The organism is Halarchaeum nitratireducens, assembly GCF_014647155.1.
Taxonomy (GTDB): domain Archaea; phylum Halobacteriota; class Halobacteria; order Halobacteriales; family Halobacteriaceae; genus Halarchaeum; species Halarchaeum nitratireducens.
On record NZ_BMOQ01000005.1, the window covers coordinates 146,391 to 163,485 of the forward strand.

Consider the following 17,095-nt stretch of genomic DNA (forward strand, 5'->3'; position numbering starts at 1 on the left):
CCGGACCGCGAACCGATTCGCCCCTCACGTTATGTATGTACGGACCATGCACCCGGCACGCACGATGGATCGCGGTGAGCGAGACCGGGACGGGGTCAGCGACGCGGCGCGACTAGTCCCACACGGCCTCGTCGCCCTCGGCGCGCTCGCGCTCGTCGCGCTCGTCGCCGAGTGGCTCGCTTTCGGGATGCTCGACGGCACCACGGCCCCGCGCCAGCTCGTCGGCGAGTTCCTCATCTCGCTGGCCCTCGCGGCCGCCCTCGCGTACGGCGGCTACTGGATCACGACCCGTGACTACTCCGTCGATCTCTATCCGCGGATCGCACGCTGGTGTCTCTGTGGCCTCCTCGGCTTCCTTCTCTTCAACCTCCTCATCATGATGATTTCCCCCGCACCGACGCCCCGCGCGAACGTCGCGTGGGCGCGCGGTACCGCGGTGCTCGGCGCCTTCGGCGGGCTCCTCCTCGGTATCGTCGAGGCCCGCTCCATCCAGCGTGCTCGCCGCGCCGAACGCGCCGTCGCGCGCGCCGAGTACGCCGAGCGCCAACAGCAGTGGTTCGACTACCTCAACGGCCTCCTCCGCCACGAAGTGCTCAACAAGGCCAACGTCATCGAGGGGTACGCCGCGCTCGTCGCCGAGGACGTGGACGATCCGGTCCTCCGCGAGCGTCTCGACGTCATCCGGCGCAACAGCGACGAGATGGCCGAGGTCATCGAGGACGTCCGCGTCCTCATCCACGCCACCGAGGAACCCGACGAACTCTCCGCCGTCGATCTCGTCCCGATCGTTCGGAACGCCATCGCGGACGTCCGCGATCGCACCGAGCGCGTGCACGTCGAGGCCGACCTCCCCAGCGACGCCCCGGTCTCCGCCGACGCCCTCCTCCCGCGGGTCTTCTCCAATCTCCTCGACAACGCCGTCGAACACAGCGACACCGGCGACGTCGCGATCGACGTGACCATCGACGAACACCCCGATGAAGTCCTCGTCACCGTCTCCGACGACGGCCCGGGGATCCCCGACGACGAGCGCTCCTCCCTCTTCGAGCGGAGCGACAACACGGGCAGCACGCACGGCCTCGGTCTCTACCTCGTCCGCCACCTCGTCGATCGCTACGACGGCGACGTCGCGCTCACCGAGACCGGCCCCGGCGGGACGACTTTCACCGTCGCTCTCCCGCGCGCCGACACAGCGAACGACGGCGACGCGCCGGACGAGTCGCCGCTCCGATAGCGGAGGCTGTCTTTGCCGACAGATCGACCGAGGCGCGGGGCCACAGGGGGAGGCCTCGTCGTGATAGATGTGCGCCGCTGATTCGAGAACTCGGAAGCGGCGGCGATACGGTGTAGCAGCGATGAACGGAACGAACCGGCTTTGCGCCGATCCGGGCCGCGAGGAAGTGGGCGTTGCAGGCGTCTCACACCCCGCTCGCCGCCCGCCGATCAATTCCGTCACTCCCGTCGTACCTACCGTCATGCTCGCGTTCATGCTTGAGAAATCTCCGTCCAGCGACGCTCGGCGCGCTTGCGCTTCGACGCACGATCGTAGTGCTTGTCGAGCACGCGCTCCGAGGCATCAAGTCGGTCAGAAACGATACTCCGCGGCACGCCGTCGTTCCGATACTTCGTCACCCGCGCCTTCCGCCAGTCATGCGGGCTCCGACACGACGGGCACCCGGTCGCCTTCTTGTACGCCGTCGCCTCACACTCCTCGGGATCCCGGTCGTGCGGGCATCCCTCACCGATGAAACACGGCCGCGTCCACTTGTACACCGTCTCACGGACCGTCGACTGCGACGCACGGCCATACGTCGTCGACACGAGCGGCGCACGCCCGTGATCGTCGAGCTGCTCGACGCGCGGGCCGTCGACGTAGTCCCGGAGGACTTGCGCGACCTCGCCCGACACGCGATTGAACCGCTCGCTCTTCTCGTCGTTCTTCAACGGCGTGTCCGTATCCGGCCGATGCACGAACGACAGCCCGGGATTCTCCGAGTCGAGATCGCAGTCACCGAGATCGAGCGCACGAACACCCCCCGTTCGGCATCCCGTATGCCAGAACAACAGGAGGATAACGTGATCGCGGCTCGCGTACTCGTAGCGCTCAACGTACTCCATGATCGGCGGCGCGCGCTCCGGCACCATCTTCGAATCCGACACCTCATCACTCCGCGAGAGGTCCGGGATCGGCACCTTCGTGTATAGATCCGACGGCACCGCGTCCACCTGCGCGCAGAACCTGAGGAACGTCCGAAGGGTCGTGAGCGCAGACTCGAGTGTCGCCGGTGCGAGCTCCTCGACGTCCGCCCCCGAGTAGTTCCCCTCACGCCGCCAGACGCGATACTGGTAGAGCGCGCGCCCCGAGAGGTCGTTCAGGTTCTCGACGTCCTCGACGCGACACCATTCGACGAACGGCCGCAGGCGGCTCTCGTGCGACGTGACCGTCCACGCCGCCGCATCGTCACGCCGCGAGTCGAGATAGAGGTCGACCGCGTCCGCAGGCGCGAGCGGTTCAAGATCGTCGCTCATGCGTCACCCCGCCCAAGCGTCGATTGATCCTCCGGGAGCGGATCGTCCGCGTTCGGCTGGATGTGGCGAATCTCGTCCGCCCACTCACCCATCCGCTCGCGCACGCCCGCGACCTTCTCGTCCAACTCTTCGAGCGTATCCGCGGACACCTCCACCTGCAGCTTCTCCTTGTCGTTCGACCCCGTCCCCCGCGTCATCACGAGCTTCACGTCATACGACTCGTCGCTCATCGGGACTCCTCCACGGTGAGCGTCACCTGCTCGCGTTCGTCCCGGTCGACAACCACCGCATCCCCCGGCTCGGCACCGAGCGCGTCGACGACCGGTGTGCCGAGGAGTATCCGGCGCTCATCACCGAGCCCGATCACGTGATGCGTTCGGGGGAGGTCGGGACGACGACGCTGGTAGCCGTCGTCGCTCACGACTCACTCACCTCGCTCTCGACGTCCGCGAGAACCGCACGCTCGTAGGCGTCCGTGACGAAATCAGACATCGCGTATTCGACACTCACGCCGTCGAACTCGATAGCGATCGTCGCATCTGCGAGGTTCTGCGTGATCGCGTAACTGTACCCCTCGATTTTGCCATGTCCGACCGATTCACGCAGTGCCTTCATCGCACGATCATCGTCGTGGATGACGTCACCAACCACGCCGCGCTCACCCTCGCTCACGAGCTCCGCACGGACCCAACGCTGGCCGTTGAACGCCCATCCGTTATCACGGAGTTCGACGGCGTTCGGTTCGTCCCGGCAGTTCGGGCAGTAGTAGCCGTCTTCATCCTGCATGGCCTCGGCGAGGTAGCACTGGCACGACCAGCACCGCGTCTGTTCGCTCATCGCTCGCCCTCCACGGGACAGTCGTGCTCCTCAATCCGCTCAGGAAGCCCGACAGCCCCACACACCGGACACGCTTGGAGCTCCGGCCCCAACGAGTCCTCATCGAGATCGCGGACAACATCGAGGAGCGCACCCACCATCCCGACGGGCACGCGAACAGCGACGGACCCCGACGCGCCATGCAGTTCGAGCACGCGATCCTCACGGACGGTCGCCCCACGAAGCTCGCCGAGGCCATGCCGGTCGTCAGGATGCCCCGAGCGCGGGCTGGCGTCACTCATCGCCATCCGCCTCGTCAGCTAGTGCTTGCGTGAGCGCACGGTTGCAGGCGGCGAGAGCCGCTTCTTTCTCAGCATCCGTCGCGTTCGCGTACACGTCTTCGATCGTCGGATGCCCGTCACTCATCGCCGATCACCCCACCCTGAAGGTCGCACGCCCACGACCGCAAACCGTCGCGGAGCCCACGCAGATCGCCATCATCGCCATGCCCAACATCGCCGAGATGGAGCGCCTCGATAGCGTCCGCGGCGGCATCAAGCGCCTCGGCCGTCCTCTCGCGGCGCTCCTGACGATCGTCACTCACGCCGACGCACCCCCATTCGACGCCGCAGACACACCGCCCCGAGAACCTATCCCAACTCGGAGCGAACCCACGGCCGATGTCGTTCGCGTACCCCGTCGACACCACGATCCACGAACCGAACGGCGACACATACACCGTCCAAAACCGCGTCCAAGACACCGACACCGGACGCGACTACTACTACCTCCGCGTCGACTCCAAACGAACCCCCGGCGGCGTCCACCACTCCCTCTGGGAGACCGAGAAATTCGAACGGAAATTCCCCCCGAGCGAAGTCGAGATTGAGCGCTCCGTCGCCGGGCACAAGACCGACGGCCCATCCAGCGGCGGCTGGACCATCGACATCCCGCAATCGCGCGTCCACGACTTCGAGAACGGCACCAGTAGCCGCTACTGACCACACTACTCATCGCGATCACCCCGCTCGACGATATCCCGAGCAGTCCCAAGCTGCCCCTGAAACGTCAGAAGGAACCGCCGGTCGGACTCCGGAATCTGCTCAATACGCAGCCGTCCCAGCTTCTTACGCGCCTCCTCCAACGCCGCAATCGCCGCCGCCGCGTCCGCGTCCATCTCGTCGCCGACGTACTCGCGGCGCTCCTGACGATCGTCACTCACGCCGACGCACCCCCAGTCCACGCCCGCCGCGCCGACAGCGCGCGACGACCCAGCTCAGTCAACTCGTACTCATTCGTCCGCCCGTCAGCCTCCCGAATCCGCTTCTCGATCAGCCCACCCTCCGCAAGCGCATCGAGATTCGGATACAGACGCCCGTTATTGATCTCCTCGCCGTAGTAGTCCGCGATCGCGTCCTTCACCGCCAGCCCCTTCGCCGGCCCACGCTGATCGAGCGCGTGCAGCAGGTCTCGCTGGAACGCCGAGAGGTGCGCGAATTTATCCGATGCCGATCCGTCTAGCGTCGTGCGGGCCTCAGAGCCCGCATCGGTGGTTTCCGTCATGGTCTCTGACGGACCAACCACGTTTTTCACCGGGCGGCGTTGCACCGCCGTCCGGTCATAGAACCCGTACAGCAACGGGATTCTCCTATGGTTGCTCCTTGTTCGTATTGTTACAGCCGGTAACAAATAGCTTTGGGTAGGAAGTAAAGAGAATTGGAATCTAATACGTACACAACATACGGTCCTTTGTTCCTCTATCATATAGAGTGAGTCGTGCGATTAGCCGGGTCTTGGCAAGTTCTTCTCGATGACCGCATTCTAGAATACTTCGTAGAGAGTGACGAAGAGTTCCTACAGCCCGGTGAGATAGCCGAAGACGACCGCATCCGGTACTCTCGGGCATATGTATCGAAGCGTTGTGTAAAGCTCGCTGACCACGGACTCTTGCAGGCCATCAAGCAGGGCGTCTATCGAATCACCGACGAAGGCCGCGGCTACCTAAATGGCGAGTACGACGTCGAGACCGGGGTCTGGGTCGATCAAGCGAACGGGAAGAGCGCGAGCGCCGGCGTCGAGGACACCACGGAGGTGTAACCCCATGCGGCGTGAGGGCGACTGGATGCACCGGCTCGACGAAGCCCTCCTTGAGTACCTCGCCGAGCACGACGGCCGCGACGACGCTGACGACGGCGGCATCGCGCCCGGCGAGATCGCACGCACCATCCGCTATCCCCTCAGCCCCTACCTCGCCCGCCAACGCCTCCGCGTCCTCAGTCAGGCCGGCTACGCCGCTCCATCAAGCCGTGACTACGTTACCTACCACATCACCGTCTGGGGTCGCCTCTATCTCGACGGCGACGTCCGCGCCGACCTCCACATCCCCCGCCCGGATCCGCGACGCCCCGGCCACGTCCTCGGCTGACCGAACAGACAGAAATTCTAAGTACCACAACAGATAACCTAGACGTAGAGCCAGCACGGGGTAATACGGTGAAACTCCGGGAGTGGCTGCCTGAGTAGCTGTCCAATCCGGTCCGTGCATCTGCGTCGGACTCGCCGACACCGCGTCGGCGATCCACATTCCACCCAGTGAGCAACCGCCATCCCCGTTTTACGATTCGTTTCGGCCAGCCAATTTAAGTAATCACCAAGCCGACTAGTCGGTAACGTCGGAACATCGCAGCCCGCGCCGGGACGGCCTACCACGGCCACCACCGGCAGCTGCGGCGGACTCCGACGCAGATCAACATGGACTTGACACACATACTTGACGACGATCGTGGCGTTTCACCTGTGATCGGCGTGATCCTCATGGTCGCCATCACCGTGATCCTCGCCGCCGTCATCGGTACCTTCGTTCTCGGCCTCGGCAGTAACGTCGGCAACAACGCACCCAGCGCCACCTTCAACTGGGACTACGGCAACGACACCAGCGTCAATGTCACCCACCAGGGGGGAGACGTCATAGATAACTCGTCGATATCCTACACATCGGATGGAGAGATCAACAGCGTAGCGGGCCCTACTGGGGACGATAGCCAATGGACTGCCGGTGAGACGACAACCATAGTCTACGCGAATGAGGTTTCGTCGGGCAATACGACGAGTATGGTCTGGCAGTCTAGTGGCGGTAGCTCGTCGATTATCAGCAGCTCCACGTACCAGGGCTAAACAATGGATCTGAAACAGCTCCTCAATGACGACCGCGGCGTCTCACCCGTCATCGGCGTGATCCTCATGGTCGCCATCACCGTGATCCTCGCCGCCGTCATCGGGACCTTCGTTCTCGGCCTCGGCAGTAACGTCGGCAACAACGCACCCAGCGCCACCTTCAACTGGGACTACAGCGGAAACAGTTCGGGCGGGAACCTGACAGTCACCCATCAGGGCGGGGACGCGATCGAGAACTCGACGATCAACATCACGTCGGACCCGGCTACCGCTGCGCAGGACAACATCAGCTACAGCGTGAGTGGAGACCAGTGGACTGCTGGTGACAGCGCAACAATCGAGTACGGCGGGTCGCCCAACTCTGCACAGGTCATCTGGCAGTCTTCCGGTGGATCGTCCTCAATCATTGGTGAGTGGGAGTACCAGGGCTAAACAATGGACCTGAAACAACTCCTTAGCGACGACCGCGGTGTCTCACCCGTCATCGGCGTGATCCTCATGGTGGCCATCACCGTGATCCTCGCCGCCGTCATCGGCACGTTCGTTCTCGGCCTCGGGAGCAACGTCGGTAACAACGCACCCAGCGCCACGTTCAACTACGAGTACGACAACTTTAGCGACGGTACGGGGACCGATACGATCACGATCACCGATCAAGGTGGGGATTCCATCGAAGCGAGCACGCTCACCGTCTCAGTCGGCAGCGACTTCACGTTAGATAACGTGACCGACATAGACAATGCCAATGTCACAGATGCGTGGTCGGACCCGGTTACGGCCGGTGACACCCTCCGCCTCAAGGAGGACACTAGCGACGTCTTCGACAACAACGAGGACGTGCAGGTCGTCTGGCAGTCCTCCGGTGGCTCCTCGTCGATCATCAGCTCCTCAACGACCCCCAACTAACTCACAATGGACTTGACACAGCTACTCGACGACGATCGTGGCGTTTCACCCGTCATCGGCGTGATCCTCATGGTCGCCATCACCGTGATCCTCGCCGCCGTCATCGGCACGTTCGTTCTCGGCCTCGGCAGTAACGTCGGCAACAACGCACCCAGCGCCACCTTCAACTACGACTACAACGACTGGTCAACGAGTGATCGTGGACTCAATATCACCGACCAGGGTGGTGACGCGATCGAAACCTCCACTCTGACGGTCAATGTCGGAGATGCCACGATCTACGAGAATGCCTCGGCACAAGACGGAAGTACTGGTGCAGGTTACGCTTCATCTGGCTGGGACACTGAACAACTCTCGGCAGGTGACACGCTAAGTACGTGGCAAAATGGGAGTGGCACGAATCCATTCGGAAATGATTCAGACGTGCAGATTGTCTGGCAGTCTTCGGGCGGTTCGTCGTCGATCATCAGCCAGTCGACGACCCCGCAGTAACCAACCCCTCGGGCCGTTCTCGTTTTTCTTCGCGTTGTCGATCCACCGCTGAAACTCCAATGGAGTTAGACCGACACTAGTCACCAGCGCACGACTATCGAGGCGCAATGGCAACCGCAACCGGCGGCTACGCCGACCTGAACGGCAAACAGAACATAATCTTGGACGTGATCGCGTTGATGGGGATTCCGTGGTTCGCGGCGATCCTCTTCGGCGTGATGACGTCCGCGCTCTCAATCTTCGGCGGCCTCGACTTCACCGCCCCAATCTGGACGATCATGGGCGCGGACATCTCCATCGCCTTCCTCGTCGTCCTCGGCGGGCTCGCATGGATCCTCGCCACCAACGAAATCGACGGCGCCGCGTACGAAGACTGGCAATGGGCGATCATCGTCTTCGCGCTCGCCTCACCCGTCCTCTACGTCCTCGTCCCCTCCTTCAAGAACCTCGTCATGATCAACGGCATCAGCCAACTCCTCTGGACCATGGCCGTCTCCGCCGCAGCCACCTACATCTCCTACTCCAACTAACAATGAGCGAGAACAAACAGCCAGACGTTGGTTCGCGGCAGATGACGCGTCGCGGCCTCATCAAGACGGTTGGCGTGGGCGTGGGTGCCGCAACCATCGGGGGCGTCGGCCTCCAACAAACTGACGACGCCGCCGCGATCGACGTCGGCACCGCCCTCGCCGCCGCTGGGTCCGCCACCGGCCTCGCCGGCGCACAAGTCGCATGGATGCTTCGGGACTGGAACCCATTCGCGGGCGATTCACCGCCAGACGGCCTCTCCGCCGACGCCCTCAAACAACGCGTCCGGCAAACCGTCAAAACCCGCAAGAGCACGAACGCCTCAACGATCATCGACAACCAGAACATCATCTCGGCCGGCCTCGAAAACACCCTCTACATCGAAGGCAAAACCGCCGCCGTCGAGCAGTTGAACAACGGCAAAACCCAGGATGAAGTCCAGAGCGCCGCGATCAACGCGATGGAAGCGCACATGACGACGGTGGAGAAGAACCTCCTCAAGACGTGGAACGAGAGCGTCAACGAACTCAACACTCTCGCATCTGCTCTTAAATCCCATCCTGACGCGTCACCGAAAGATGTCTTGGCAGCGTGGTATAAAGGAGGGCAAGATGATCGGGCTCCCGCGATCGCTCAGGTTTCTGCATCATTGACTCTCTCCGATGGGACGGACTTCGATATTTCCCGGATAGAAGCGGGATTTGAGGAGTCGACTTGGGATCCTGTTAATAAAGAATCTCAAAGTGGGGCCGATAACTATAAAATCGCCTTGAGAGAGGAGGACTTTGTTTATCTAGAATATGGCTTGTGGAATGGGATTTGGTCGGACCTCCAAACCGTCAAAACCGACGTCAACGACGGCCTCGTGACGTGGGTCGACAGCGTTTACGGCCAAGTCCAAAGCGGCGACCTCGAACTCGGCGACCTGACAACCCCGAGAATGCGCGCGAACCAGATGGCCGACGAGAAGGGCGGTGAGGCGAACGCGATCGCGGACCTCCAAGCCCTCAACATCCCGATCACGGCGGGCGAGCAGACGACGATCGAGATCGAGAAGACGAACGCGACGCTCACCCTCTCCGGGACACTCGCCTACACGGGCGACAAGACGATCCAGTCGGGGACGACGTACGACCCGAGTTCGTGGAGCGACGCTGTCGCCTACTTCACCTACGACCAGTCAACCGCGAGCGGAACGTGGAGTGCGTATCAGACTGCGGTGGATGGCGGGATCGTCGCCTTCACCGCCGCGCCGACCGAGGGCACCGCGTACCGAATCAGTACGGCGGCAAACGAGAGCGTGACCGTCCAAGGCGGCGACTTCACGCCAGTCGACTCCTCAGGCTCGGAGGTTGATCCGGTCTCGACGACGCCGGATCATTGGGAGGTCGATCTCTCCGAGAAGCTCGCCAATCCGATCACGGAGGTGGAGTCCGTCCAACTCGCGTCAGGCGTCACCGAATCGAAGACGAAGACGATCATCCTTGACGATCCCTTCACGGTCAAATCGATCAAACGCGACGGGAAATCCGCAGAGTCGGCGACGTTCGAGCAGACGGAACCACAGACAGACGACAACTACATCACCCAAGACGAGTGGGAAGAGATGCAGAAGAAGAACCAAGAGCTGATTGAGAAGTACGAGGACTCGCAGAACTCCGGGGGCTTCTCGATCCCGGGGCTCGGCGGCCTCGGCGACACCGGGAGCCTGATCGGCGGTTTCGCGGTGCTCCTCGGCGGCATCGCCGGCCTCTCGTACTTCAAGGGCCGGACGACGTAATCCATGCGCTCGATTTTTCTCGTGCTCGTCGCCCTCGGAGCCATCGCTGTACTCGCCACCGGACCGGCCGCCGCCGCGAACGCACCGATGACGAACACCACGACAGCGGCGAACACAACGACGACCGCGCCCACGACGTCGGCGGCCTCGACGATGCCCGGCGACGGCTCCACCCTCGCTAACGACGCGAACATCACCATGACCGATGACGCGCGCATCACCGGCTGGGAGTTCTCTGGTGACACGGTGCGCGTCGCCATCGAAGCCGACTCGCTGACCACCGTCACCATCACCGACGGCGCCGCCGGGCTCGAAGAAGCCGGCGCTTCGCGGATCCCGCAGACCACCCAGCGCGTCTGGGGCGGCGAAACGACGATCGTCACCATGCCCGTCGCCACCGCCTTCGACGGCCACGTCGTCGGCGTCGCAATCGGCGACACCGGCGTCCGCCTCAGCACGGACATGCAGCAGGGAGAGGACCCCCTACAGTACTTCGGCGGCACCTCCGGGCTCTTCTCCGGGATCGGCATCACCATCCTCACCTCGCTGCTCGGCGCGTGGTACGTCCTCAGAAAGGAAGAGACGGGGGTGACGAAAGCGTGAGCGACACCAGCAGCACCTTCGGCGGCTGGGCGGACCGCATCACGCACATCGTCGCCGAAGCGCAACTCGTCGTCCTCGGCGTCCTCTTCACCGCTGGCGCCGCCCTCTTCCTCTTCAAACCCGACCTGCCGAACGTCCCACCGGTCGCCATCTCCATCTTCGCGTCGCTACTGCTGTTCGGCCCGCCGCTCCTCGGCTTCTGGATCACCTTCGTCCGCCGCCTCCGCGACGCCCGAATGGTCACCGTCCACCACATCAACGGCGTCACCGACACCCGCGAGAAGTACTACGTCGCCCCCGAAGTCTGGGAGACCCGCACCGTCGACGGCCCCAGCCCGTACCCCGTCAACGACGCCGGCGCCTTCGAAGTCCGCGAGTTCGAGTACATCGAGGACGTCGGCGACCTCCGCGTTCGTGGCTGCTACATGTCGCAGTTAGCGGACAGCAAACTCGTCTCCGTGAAAGCGATGCTCGAAGACATCCACGGCGACATGATCGAAACGTGGCTCGCCTACAACCGCCTCCGTCCCCGGATCTCGAAGATGGGCCTCCAGATTCAGGGTGACGTCATCAACAAGGAGGCCGAGGCCGATGAACGCTCCTTGATGAACCCCGGCTCCTCCGTGCAAGAACGCTTCGAGGACGCTGAAGGCGACGCGAAGGAGAACGCCACCGACGGCATCGAGGACGCCAGCGCGTTCGTCGAAGAGTACTACGACGAGCACAGCATCGAGGCCCGCGACGGCCTCCCACAGACCCAACAGCAAGCCGAGAGCGATACATGAGCGACGAACAGGACAACTACACCGTCGGCGGCTTCCGCGAGTATCAGGACGGCAACCAAGAGCGCGACCCCGACGAGGTGTTTCCACACACCGGGTTCGTCCGCGACGAGGACGTCGACCGCCAGCTCGCGATGCGCGCCATCCACCACGACACCGACCGCTGGGACTCCAAGCCCGCGAAGGACTATCTGAGCGTCGGGAAGAACCGCGATATCCTCCGCGTCCACGGCGGCGACACGGCGCGCAACGCCCTCGACAACGGCGACACCGTCACGCTCAAACACTACCTCGGCGACCCCAGTCAGGAGGCCGACCTTGCGGGCATCAAAGCCGTCACGCGCCTGCAGGAGATCGTCGCCGGGCCCGCACCCGTCATCGTCCTCCTCGGCGACATGGGCAACGGGAAGACCGACTTCGCCGGCCTCCTCGGCCAGCTCCGCGAGCGCTGGGTCGACGGCACCCTCCTCGTCGGCTCCAACATCCGCACACTCGGCCGCCTCGATCCGTGGGAGCGCGACGACGGCAGCCTTGAGGACGGCTGGATCCCACACTATCCACTCCTCCGCGAGTGGGTCGAACAGGACGGCGATCCCGTCGAGAACCACCAACAACCGAAGCTCTTCATCGGCGACGAGTTCTCCACGAACGCGAGCGGAACCGGTGCGGACGGCCACAAGGTCCGACAGAAGATGGGACCGCTCGTCTTCAAGATCCGCAAATACGGCGGCGCACTCATCTACATCGGCCACGACGAATCGTCGATCCACCCACTCCTGTGGCGGGTCGGCACCATCATCAAGAAGACCTCACAGAAGGAGGCCGTCGTCGCCGACCGGATCAGCGGCGGGTCACTCCAAGACGTCGACCCACGTCCGCTTGAGGGAATCCCACCGACTGACTGGGGCTTCGACACGAACGACGAAGCCGACTGGTCGTGGTCGGCGCCGTCCGGCGAGAAAGACGACGTCGTCCTCCCCGAAGACGACGTCAAAAAGGTCGCCATGTGGACGATGGTCGAGTGCCGAGATATGGGGATATCCCCGTACCAAACCGCCGATTACGTCCCGTATAGCGACGCTACTGTCCGAAACTGGCTTGAAGACTACGATGAGGGCGGCGAGAAAGCCGAGTGGGTTCGGGAAGTGGAGGCCGTAACCGCATGACAGCGCCGACTTCCAAACCCTCGAAACCAAACCAACCCCCCTTTACTGTAGCTGGCCCATCCGCCACGTCGCGTCGCTCCACGGGAGCGACACGACCGATGGGCGCACTCGGAGAGACGGCGGCGGAGGCGTATATATATCGGCGCGCGACGCGCTCGCGTAACGCGAGGTGGCGGTAGATGCCGTCGCATCGAGCGAACGCACACGGAACGGCGTGCGAATACGTCCTCGCCGAGAAGTACGACGTCGAGCTCGATCGCGCGAGCTGGCGCGACGGCATGCGCGCCGGCGTCCCGTGGGAGTTCAAAGCAACCGCACACCGCCACGCGGACGACACGCCGGGCAACTTCAAGATCTACCGCGAGTACCATCGTCGACTCGTCGAAGAGGGTGGCCGCTACGGCTTCGCCGTCTACCGAATCAGAGGTACGGGCACCGAGGTACTGAAGACGACGACACGGCGCGCCTCGAAGCTCCCGACCGTCCGCTGGCACGGCGGCGGCGAGCATCGAGGAACCGAGCAGGCGAAGCTCGCCATCGAAGACGTCTTCTAACGATGCACGCCGAAACGCTTCTCGCCGCGCTCTGCATGGGCATGGGCGTCATCGTCCCCCTCGCCGACGCGCTCACCGACGTCTTCGGGTAGCTACGGCGGCAGGTGGCGGTCGTAGACATTCCGACGATGACCGACCGCCTCAACAACGAGCCGATCACCGTCACGATCCCACGTAATAATCGCACGATAGTCGCCAGCGCGGAGTTTGTAGTACGGGTAACCCGAGAGCCGTTCGAGGCGGTGTTCCGTCCACTCAGTCGCTTCCTCAACCTTGTTGAGAACACGGTCGGCGACCTGTGGGTCTAATCCGTCTAGGTGTTCGAGGGCCTGTTCGGTGTATTCGACGTCAGTCATCGAGACCGAGACGCTCGCGCGCATCCTCACCCGACACCGTCTCACCGCGCTCACGCTGTTCGCGGCTCTCTTCTAGGTCGTCAAGCGTCTCCTCAGAGAGATCCGCCGGCGGATTCACCCAATCACGAAGCGCATCACGGATGGCCTCAGACTTGCTCGCATACCCGCGACGCTGCCACTCCTCATCAATCTCCGCGAGGAGAGACTCGGGCACACGAACGTTGATCTTCTCCATTCGATCGTCGCCACCCTCGGCGTCGGTACTCATATCTTGTGATACATCTGTATCACACAAAAGGGTTCTGTCGACTACTCGCGCGGGCCAATCGAGCGATGAGCAACAGACTCAACGACAACAGGTCCTGTGGAGGCGGTGTCAGCGATCGCCGCGACCACACTCAGTACGATGTCGGGCTCGCCGCGTCATCTTCAAGACCGGTTTCGACGTGAGCCCACGAGAAATCAGTCTTCTCCACGTAGATTCGTGACGTCCATCACGTCCGTGAGCAGCCCCGTCTCAAAATCAGCGTCCGCGACGATGAGCTCATCACCGGTAGACCGAGCGGTCGCCGCGATAAGAAGATCGCGCGCAGCCATCCGCTCACCATCATTCATCAGCTGATCCTGCATCCGCCCCGCCTCCAAGGCAATCTGCTCGTTCAAGTCAAGAGAGCGGACACCACCGAAGTCCTGCCGAACCGCAACGACATCGGTAGTACCAGACCCAACCACCCCATTCACAACCTCGAACACACAGATCGCGGACGTCAGGTAGGGCTGACCCCGACTCTCGACGGACTCAACAACATCCGGGACGCCTTCAAGCATCCCGATGATGACCGAAGAGTCCAGGAACGTCACCGCTCGAAGCTCTCCCGAGAGCGCTTCACCGACTCACGGGCGCGCTCAGCCTTCTCGGTACTCCACGCGCCGATATCGATCGGTTTCTCGCTCTGTGCAAGGCGTTCAAGGAGGTCGTCAAACGTCTCGTCCTCCTGTTTCAGAGACTCAAGCATCCGTTTCGTGCCGTCAGACACCCGGATGGACGTGCTCATATGTATACGAACTGCATGCAGTCGCAATTAGCTTTCGGCGTAAACCCAGTCTCGACGTGAGTCCACGAGACCCGTTCCAATGTTCGACTCTACTAATAGACCCGAACATTCAAGCCCGAACCGGCCAACCTTCTTTATATACACACCATGCCCCCGACCGCCAACTCTGCAAACTCGAACATTTGGCTGAAGCCCGAGCAAGTCGAAGCCATGCGCGACGCCGCACACGAAGGCCGCCACGGCACCCGCGACGACGCGATCGTCACCACACTCTACGACACCGGGCTCCGTCGCGCCGAACTCGCGCAGGTGAACCGCGACATGCTCGACCTCAACGACGACCAGCTCCGCATCCCGGCGAGCATCCAGAAGGACTACCCCAACGACAACACCCCGAGCGCCGCGACGTTCGCCCTCGACCCGAGCGGAGACCTCCGAACCGTCCGCACCCTCCGCATCTACCTTCAGTCGAGAGACGACGACTCGCCCGCGCTCTTCCCGAGTCGGAAGAGCGACCGGCTCACCGGGAAAGCCATCAACGACGTCGTGAAGCGCCTCGCAGACCGCGCCGACGTCCGCCCCTACACCGTCGGCGGTCGCGGCGACCCCGACGACGTCACCGCCCATACGCTCCGCCACAGCGTCGCGTGGCGCATGCTCCGCGCAGAAGAAGGGAACACGCTGTACGATGTTCGGAACCGACTACGCCACGCCACGATTCTCACCACCGAACGCGAGTACGACCACTTCGAAACGATCTAACAAACAGGACTATTGAGAGCAGAAACGAATCAGAGGCGCTTCAGCTTCCTCCGGATTTTCTTTGAGGGAGACTCAGTCACCCCAATAATTTGGCCGCAAGAGTCGCACTTCCATTGTTTCTGAACCCACTCTTGCTCCTTACCGATGACCTCGTAGACGACACCCCGGGTTGAATCGCAATGTGGACACTTCCCTCTCATCTTCCAGTATTTTCCACTCTCCGCAGGATGTTTAGTGTGATCCGAGTGGAGTGAAAGTGAAAGGGCGTCGTACTTCGCACGAGAGGACGACGCCGGTCGCCGCTATTTCCGGAGGACCGCATAGTCGTCTTCGAGTTGCTCGGCGACGTCACGTGCGCTGTACGGCGAGAGGTAGAGCCACTGCCGGACCCACACGACCGCGACGACGTACCAGCACCACGGCGGCAACGAGAGCACCGGCGTCCACGACAACGGGATCGCAAACACGTTCAGCTTGAACGCCAGCACGAGCTTAGCGAACGTCAACGTCCCGCCGGGCGCGATGAACGCAACGAGATACGCCAGCACCACCTCGCCAACCGTCGCCGTCGCGTAATCCACGAGCTTCCCCAGCGTCACCGTGACCCCTCCTCGACGCCGGCGTCGTCGACGATTGACCGATAGGCACTCGCCACTCCCCGGAAGAACGCCGCTTGCTCAGGGTCGTCGACCGACTGAGCGCGCTCGTCGGCTTCACGAGCGCGTCGGACCGCAGTCTCAATCAGCGACTCACTCATCGTCGTCACCCCCGGATCGTTCGGTGTCCGCAGAGACTTCACGCGAGCGAAGATGCTCGGCAGCGACTTGCTTGCTCTCGAATTCTCGACCACAGGAGCATCGAAGTGTATCCTCGTTTTTGACTGGGCCGCGCCCCTCGTTGTGGTGGACGACGAGGTTGCCGTCGTCGTCGAGCTCGAAGACTTCGATGTCGGACACCCACGTCTGCCGTTCAATCCGGTGTTCGTTCCCGCTCGAAGACTTCACGCCGACCCACCTCCATCAGCCCGCGCCGGCTCAGCATCCGCGAGACGCTCACGCGCCTCCGACAGCACCTCTGCCTCTGCTTCCGACAGCCCGCCGCCGTCGCGCCCACTCGACGCCTCTCCGACACCCTCACGTGACGCCGATACCGACTCGCCGGCCGTCGGCGGCTGTACGACGACATCCACCGATTCCCGACGCGGCTTCACCGAAATATACCCCTGCTGATTCAGCGGCTTCGTCACCTGCATCCGAATCTGCTCCATATCCAACGACAACTGCTGCGCCAGCCGGTTCTCCACCCACGACAACGTCGTGTTGTTCCCGATCCCGACGTTCTCAAGCAACCACGACTCAGCCACCTCCTGATCGTCACTCAGCCCCTCGAACTCGCGTGCCTCCTCACGGGCCATCAACAACCGGAGCGCATCACGCACCGTCTCCGACCCGTTCTCACGCTCCTCGTACCACTCCGCCAACTCGCCGCTGAGCCGCGCCCGCGCATCCGTCACGCCACGACACCCCCGCTGACCGCCCCCATGTCCGCGCGCTGCAGCACGCGCGCGTTTCCTATTTGCGCACGCTGGTGCG

32 protein-coding genes are annotated in these 17,095 nt (G+C 63.0%); 15 read left to right on the plus strand and 17 right to left on the minus strand.

Annotated features, from left to right (window positions below; translation table 11 throughout):
• Window positions 1-46: 46 nt before the first annotated feature.
• On the plus strand, window positions 47-1,234 hold the full coding sequence (locus IEX91_RS09765) for a sensor histidine kinase (RefSeq protein ID WP_188878652.1): 1,188 nt from the start codon (window positions 47-49) through the stop codon (window positions 1,232-1,234).
• A gap of 251 nt (window positions 1,235-1,485) precedes the next feature.
• Here IEX91_RS09765 and IEX91_RS09770 read toward each other — a convergent pair whose 3' ends face one another.
• Genes IEX91_RS09770 through IEX91_RS09795 form a run of 7 tightly spaced genes read right to left on the minus strand, consistent with a single transcriptional unit; the run spans window position 1,486 to window position 3,949 of the window.
• On the minus strand, window positions 1,486-2,529 hold the full coding sequence (locus IEX91_RS09770; protein ID WP_188878653.1) for a tyrosine-type recombinase/integrase: 1,044 nt from the start codon (window positions 2,527-2,529) through the stop codon (window positions 1,486-1,488).
• Window positions 2,526-2,759 carry a DUF7389 domain-containing protein gene (locus tag IEX91_RS09775; RefSeq protein ID WP_188878655.1) on the minus strand — a complete coding sequence of 78 codons (234 nt, stop codon included), beginning with the start codon at window positions 2,757-2,759 and terminating at the stop codon, window positions 2,526-2,528. The genes IEX91_RS09770 and IEX91_RS09775 overlap by 4 nt, the downstream gene beginning before the upstream one ends.
• Window positions 2,756-2,950: a hypothetical protein gene (locus IEX91_RS09780; RefSeq protein WP_188878656.1), complete on the minus strand. Its 195-nt coding sequence runs from the start codon at window positions 2,948-2,950 to the stop codon at window positions 2,756-2,758. The genes IEX91_RS09775 and IEX91_RS09780 overlap by 4 nt, the downstream gene beginning before the upstream one ends.
• Window positions 2,947-3,366, minus strand: coding sequence for a hypothetical protein (locus IEX91_RS09785; RefSeq protein WP_188878657.1), 420 nt, complete (start codon window positions 3,364-3,366; stop codon window positions 2,947-2,949). The genes IEX91_RS09780 and IEX91_RS09785 overlap by 4 nt, the downstream gene beginning before the upstream one ends.
• On the minus strand, window positions 3,363-3,647 hold the full coding sequence (locus IEX91_RS09790; RefSeq protein WP_188878659.1) for a hypothetical protein: 285 nt from the start codon (window positions 3,645-3,647) through the stop codon (window positions 3,363-3,365). The genes IEX91_RS09785 and IEX91_RS09790 overlap by 4 nt, the downstream gene beginning before the upstream one ends.
• Window positions 3,640-3,771 (minus strand): hypothetical protein, encoded by a 132-nt coding sequence (locus IEX91_RS16530; protein WP_268238692.1) that lies wholly within the window; start codon window positions 3,769-3,771, stop codon window positions 3,640-3,642. The genes IEX91_RS09790 and IEX91_RS16530 overlap by 8 nt, the downstream gene beginning before the upstream one ends.
• Entirely contained in the window at window positions 3,764-3,949 is a 186-nt protein-coding gene (locus tag IEX91_RS09795; RefSeq protein ID WP_188878661.1) for a hypothetical protein, read from the minus strand. The genes IEX91_RS16530 and IEX91_RS09795 overlap by 8 nt, the downstream gene beginning before the upstream one ends.
• A gap of 76 nt (window positions 3,950-4,025) precedes the next feature.
• Between IEX91_RS09795 and IEX91_RS09800 the strand changes: the two genes are divergently transcribed.
• A complete protein-coding gene (locus IEX91_RS09800; protein WP_188878663.1) occupies window positions 4,026-4,346 on the plus strand; it encodes a hypothetical protein in 321 nt (106 codons plus the stop codon).
• Window positions 4,347-4,351: 5 nt separating this feature from the next.
• On the opposite strand, the gene IEX91_RS09805 is transcribed toward IEX91_RS09800, so the two are convergent.
• Window positions 4,352-4,567, minus strand: coding sequence for a hypothetical protein (locus IEX91_RS09805; protein WP_188878666.1), 216 nt, complete (start codon window positions 4,565-4,567; stop codon window positions 4,352-4,354).
• A complete protein-coding gene (locus IEX91_RS16630) occupies window positions 4,564-4,983 on the minus strand; it encodes a PadR family transcriptional regulator (protein ID WP_326838238.1) in 420 nt (139 codons plus the stop codon). Before IEX91_RS16630 ends, IEX91_RS09805 begins: the two co-directional genes overlap by 4 nt.
• A 309-nt stretch (window positions 4,984-5,292) precedes the next feature.
• Here IEX91_RS16630 and IEX91_RS16290 point away from each other — a divergent pair, with 309 nt between their 5' ends.
• The 12 genes from IEX91_RS16290 to IEX91_RS09870 all read left to right on the plus strand — a co-directional run bounded on the left by IEX91_RS16290 (window position 5,293) and on the right by IEX91_RS09870 (window position 13,330).
• On the plus strand, window positions 5,293-5,442 hold the full coding sequence (locus IEX91_RS16290; RefSeq protein ID WP_229772840.1) for a hypothetical protein: 150 nt from the start codon (window positions 5,293-5,295) through the stop codon (window positions 5,440-5,442).
• Between the two features lie 4 nt (window positions 5,443-5,446).
• Entirely contained in the window at window positions 5,447-5,770 is a 324-nt protein-coding gene (locus IEX91_RS09820; RefSeq protein WP_188878669.1) for a repressor phrH2, read from the plus strand.
• Between the two features lie 326 nt (window positions 5,771-6,096).
• The gene (locus IEX91_RS09825) at window positions 6,097-6,519 is read left to right on the plus strand and encodes a type IV pilin (RefSeq protein ID WP_188878670.1); all 423 of its coding nucleotides are present in this window, start codon (window positions 6,097-6,099) and stop codon (window positions 6,517-6,519) included.
• Window positions 6,520-6,522: 3 nt separating this feature from the next.
• On the plus strand, window positions 6,523-6,951 hold the full coding sequence (locus IEX91_RS09830) for a type IV pilin (protein ID WP_188878672.1): 429 nt from the start codon (window positions 6,523-6,525) through the stop codon (window positions 6,949-6,951).
• A 3-nt stretch (window positions 6,952-6,954) separates the two neighbouring features.
• Entirely contained in the window at window positions 6,955-7,425 is a 471-nt protein-coding gene (locus IEX91_RS09835) for a type IV pilin (protein WP_188878673.1), read from the plus strand.
• Between the two features lie 6 nt (window positions 7,426-7,431).
• The gene (locus IEX91_RS09840) at window positions 7,432-7,917 is read left to right on the plus strand and encodes a type IV pilin (RefSeq protein WP_188878675.1); all 486 of its coding nucleotides are present in this window, start codon (window positions 7,432-7,434) and stop codon (window positions 7,915-7,917) included.
• Between the two features lie 107 nt (window positions 7,918-8,024).
• Entirely contained in the window at window positions 8,025-8,447 is a 423-nt protein-coding gene (locus tag IEX91_RS09845; protein WP_188878678.1) for a hypothetical protein, read from the plus strand.
• Between the two features lie 2 nt (window positions 8,448-8,449).
• Window positions 8,450-10,225, plus strand: coding sequence for a twin-arginine translocation signal domain-containing protein (locus IEX91_RS09850; protein WP_188878679.1), 1,776 nt, complete (start codon window positions 8,450-8,452; stop codon window positions 10,223-10,225).
• A 3-nt stretch (window positions 10,226-10,228) separates the two neighbouring features.
• Entirely contained in the window at window positions 10,229-10,828 is a 600-nt protein-coding gene (locus IEX91_RS09855) for a hypothetical protein (RefSeq protein ID WP_188878681.1), read from the plus strand.
• Entirely contained in the window at window positions 10,825-11,613 is a 789-nt protein-coding gene (locus tag IEX91_RS09860) for a hypothetical protein (protein WP_188878682.1), read from the plus strand. The genes IEX91_RS09855 and IEX91_RS09860 overlap by 4 nt, the downstream gene beginning before the upstream one ends.
• Window positions 11,610-12,776: a hypothetical protein gene (locus IEX91_RS09865; RefSeq protein WP_188878683.1), complete on the plus strand. Its 1,167-nt coding sequence runs from the start codon at window positions 11,610-11,612 to the stop codon at window positions 12,774-12,776. Before IEX91_RS09860 ends, IEX91_RS09865 begins: the two co-directional genes overlap by 4 nt.
• A 179-nt stretch (window positions 12,777-12,955) precedes the next feature.
• On the plus strand, window positions 12,956-13,330 hold the full coding sequence (locus tag IEX91_RS09870; protein WP_188878685.1) for a hypothetical protein: 375 nt from the start codon (window positions 12,956-12,958) through the stop codon (window positions 13,328-13,330).
• A gap of 92 nt (window positions 13,331-13,422) precedes the next feature.
• Here IEX91_RS09870 and IEX91_RS09875 read toward each other — a convergent pair whose 3' ends face one another.
• The 4 genes from IEX91_RS09875 to IEX91_RS09890 form a co-directional block, all read right to left on the minus strand.
• Complete coding sequence (locus tag IEX91_RS09875) at window positions 13,423-13,686, minus strand: type II toxin-antitoxin system RelE family toxin (protein WP_188878686.1); 264 nt, start codon at window positions 13,684-13,686, stop codon at window positions 13,423-13,425.
• A complete protein-coding gene (locus tag IEX91_RS09880) occupies window positions 13,679-13,954 on the minus strand; it encodes a ribbon-helix-helix domain-containing protein (protein ID WP_188878687.1) in 276 nt (91 codons plus the stop codon). The genes IEX91_RS09875 and IEX91_RS09880 overlap by 8 nt, the downstream gene beginning before the upstream one ends.
• A gap of 194 nt (window positions 13,955-14,148) precedes the next feature.
• Entirely contained in the window at window positions 14,149-14,547 is a 399-nt protein-coding gene (locus IEX91_RS09885) for a PIN domain-containing protein (RefSeq protein ID WP_188878688.1), read from the minus strand.
• Complete coding sequence (locus IEX91_RS09890) at window positions 14,544-14,741, minus strand: DUF7557 family protein (protein ID WP_188878689.1); 198 nt, start codon at window positions 14,739-14,741, stop codon at window positions 14,544-14,546. Before IEX91_RS09890 ends, IEX91_RS09885 begins: the two co-directional genes overlap by 4 nt.
• A 147-nt stretch (window positions 14,742-14,888) precedes the next feature.
• On the opposite strand from IEX91_RS09890, the gene IEX91_RS09895 reads away from it, so the two are divergent.
• Window positions 14,889-15,503 (plus strand): tyrosine-type recombinase/integrase, encoded by a 615-nt coding sequence (locus tag IEX91_RS09895; RefSeq protein WP_188878691.1) that lies wholly within the window; start codon window positions 14,889-14,891, stop codon window positions 15,501-15,503.
• Between the two features lie 302 nt (window positions 15,504-15,805).
• On the opposite strand, the gene IEX91_RS09900 is transcribed toward IEX91_RS09895, so the two are convergent.
• From IEX91_RS09900 to IEX91_RS09915, 4 genes are read right to left on the minus strand one after another with little or no spacing between them, the layout of a single operon-like run.
• Window positions 15,806-16,102, minus strand: coding sequence for a hypothetical protein (locus IEX91_RS09900; RefSeq protein WP_188878692.1), 297 nt, complete (start codon window positions 16,100-16,102; stop codon window positions 15,806-15,808).
• Window positions 16,099-16,260 carry a hypothetical protein gene (locus IEX91_RS09905; RefSeq protein ID WP_188878693.1) on the minus strand — a complete coding sequence of 54 codons (162 nt, stop codon included), beginning with the start codon at window positions 16,258-16,260 and terminating at the stop codon, window positions 16,099-16,101. Before IEX91_RS09905 ends, IEX91_RS09900 begins: the two co-directional genes overlap by 4 nt.
• Window positions 16,253-16,507 carry a hypothetical protein gene (locus IEX91_RS09910; protein WP_188878694.1) on the minus strand — a complete coding sequence of 85 codons (255 nt, stop codon included), beginning with the start codon at window positions 16,505-16,507 and terminating at the stop codon, window positions 16,253-16,255. Before IEX91_RS09910 ends, IEX91_RS09905 begins: the two co-directional genes overlap by 8 nt.
• A complete protein-coding gene (locus IEX91_RS09915) occupies window positions 16,504-17,016 on the minus strand; it encodes a hypothetical protein (protein WP_188878695.1) in 513 nt (170 codons plus the stop codon). The genes IEX91_RS09910 and IEX91_RS09915 overlap by 4 nt, the downstream gene beginning before the upstream one ends.
• Between the last annotated feature and the right edge of the window lie 79 nt (window positions 17,017-17,095).

Excerpts from the sequence above, each read along its gene's own strand:
- IEX91_RS09765 (WP_188878652.1), top strand. The coding sequence starts at position 47 with ATGCACCCGGCACGCACGATGGATCGCGGTGAGCGAGACCGGGACGGG.
- IEX91_RS09770 (WP_188878653.1), bottom strand. The coding sequence starts at position 2,529 with ATGAGCGACGATCTTGAACCGCTCGCGCCTGCGGACGCGGTCGACCTC.
- IEX91_RS09775 (WP_188878655.1), bottom strand. The coding sequence starts at position 2,759 with ATGAGCGACGAGTCGTATGACGTGAAGCTCGTGATGACGCGGGGGACG.
- IEX91_RS09785 (WP_188878657.1), bottom strand. The coding sequence starts at position 3,366 with ATGAGCGAACAGACGCGGTGCTGGTCGTGCCAGTGCTACCTCGCCGAG.
- IEX91_RS09790 (WP_188878659.1), bottom strand. The coding sequence starts at position 3,647 with ATGAGTGACGCCAGCCCGCGCTCGGGGCATCCTGACGACCGGCATGGC.
- IEX91_RS16530 (WP_268238692.1), bottom strand. The coding sequence starts at position 3,771 with ATGAGTGACGGGCATCCGACGATCGAAGACGTGTACGCGAACGCGACG.
- IEX91_RS09800 (WP_188878663.1), top strand. The coding sequence starts at position 4,026 with ATGTCGTTCGCGTACCCCGTCGACACCACGATCCACGAACCGAACGGC.
- IEX91_RS09820 (WP_188878669.1), top strand. The coding sequence starts at position 5,447 with ATGCGGCGTGAGGGCGACTGGATGCACCGGCTCGACGAAGCCCTCCTT.
- IEX91_RS09825 (WP_188878670.1), top strand. The coding sequence starts at position 6,097 with ATGGACTTGACACACATACTTGACGACGATCGTGGCGTTTCACCTGTG.
- IEX91_RS09830 (WP_188878672.1), top strand. The coding sequence starts at position 6,523 with ATGGATCTGAAACAGCTCCTCAATGACGACCGCGGCGTCTCACCCGTC.
- IEX91_RS09835 (WP_188878673.1), top strand. The coding sequence starts at position 6,955 with ATGGACCTGAAACAACTCCTTAGCGACGACCGCGGTGTCTCACCCGTC.
- IEX91_RS09840 (WP_188878675.1), top strand. The coding sequence starts at position 7,432 with ATGGACTTGACACAGCTACTCGACGACGATCGTGGCGTTTCACCCGTC.
- IEX91_RS09845 (WP_188878678.1), top strand. The coding sequence starts at position 8,025 with ATGGCAACCGCAACCGGCGGCTACGCCGACCTGAACGGCAAACAGAAC.
- IEX91_RS09850 (WP_188878679.1), top strand. The coding sequence starts at position 8,450 with ATGAGCGAGAACAAACAGCCAGACGTTGGTTCGCGGCAGATGACGCGT.
- IEX91_RS09855 (WP_188878681.1), top strand. The coding sequence starts at position 10,229 with ATGCGCTCGATTTTTCTCGTGCTCGTCGCCCTCGGAGCCATCGCTGTA.
- IEX91_RS09865 (WP_188878683.1), top strand. The coding sequence starts at position 11,610 with ATGAGCGACGAACAGGACAACTACACCGTCGGCGGCTTCCGCGAGTAT.
- IEX91_RS09870 (WP_188878685.1), top strand. The coding sequence starts at position 12,956 with ATGCCGTCGCATCGAGCGAACGCACACGGAACGGCGTGCGAATACGTC.
- IEX91_RS09875 (WP_188878686.1), bottom strand. The coding sequence starts at position 13,686 with ATGACTGACGTCGAATACACCGAACAGGCCCTCGAACACCTAGACGGA.
- IEX91_RS09880 (WP_188878687.1), bottom strand. The coding sequence starts at position 13,954 with ATGAGTACCGACGCCGAGGGTGGCGACGATCGAATGGAGAAGATCAAC.
- IEX91_RS09890 (WP_188878689.1), bottom strand. The coding sequence starts at position 14,741 with ATGAGCACGTCCATCCGGGTGTCTGACGGCACGAAACGGATGCTTGAG.
- IEX91_RS09895 (WP_188878691.1), top strand. The coding sequence starts at position 14,889 with ATGCCCCCGACCGCCAACTCTGCAAACTCGAACATTTGGCTGAAGCCC.
- IEX91_RS09905 (WP_188878693.1), bottom strand. The coding sequence starts at position 16,260 with ATGAGTGAGTCGCTGATTGAGACTGCGGTCCGACGCGCTCGTGAAGCC.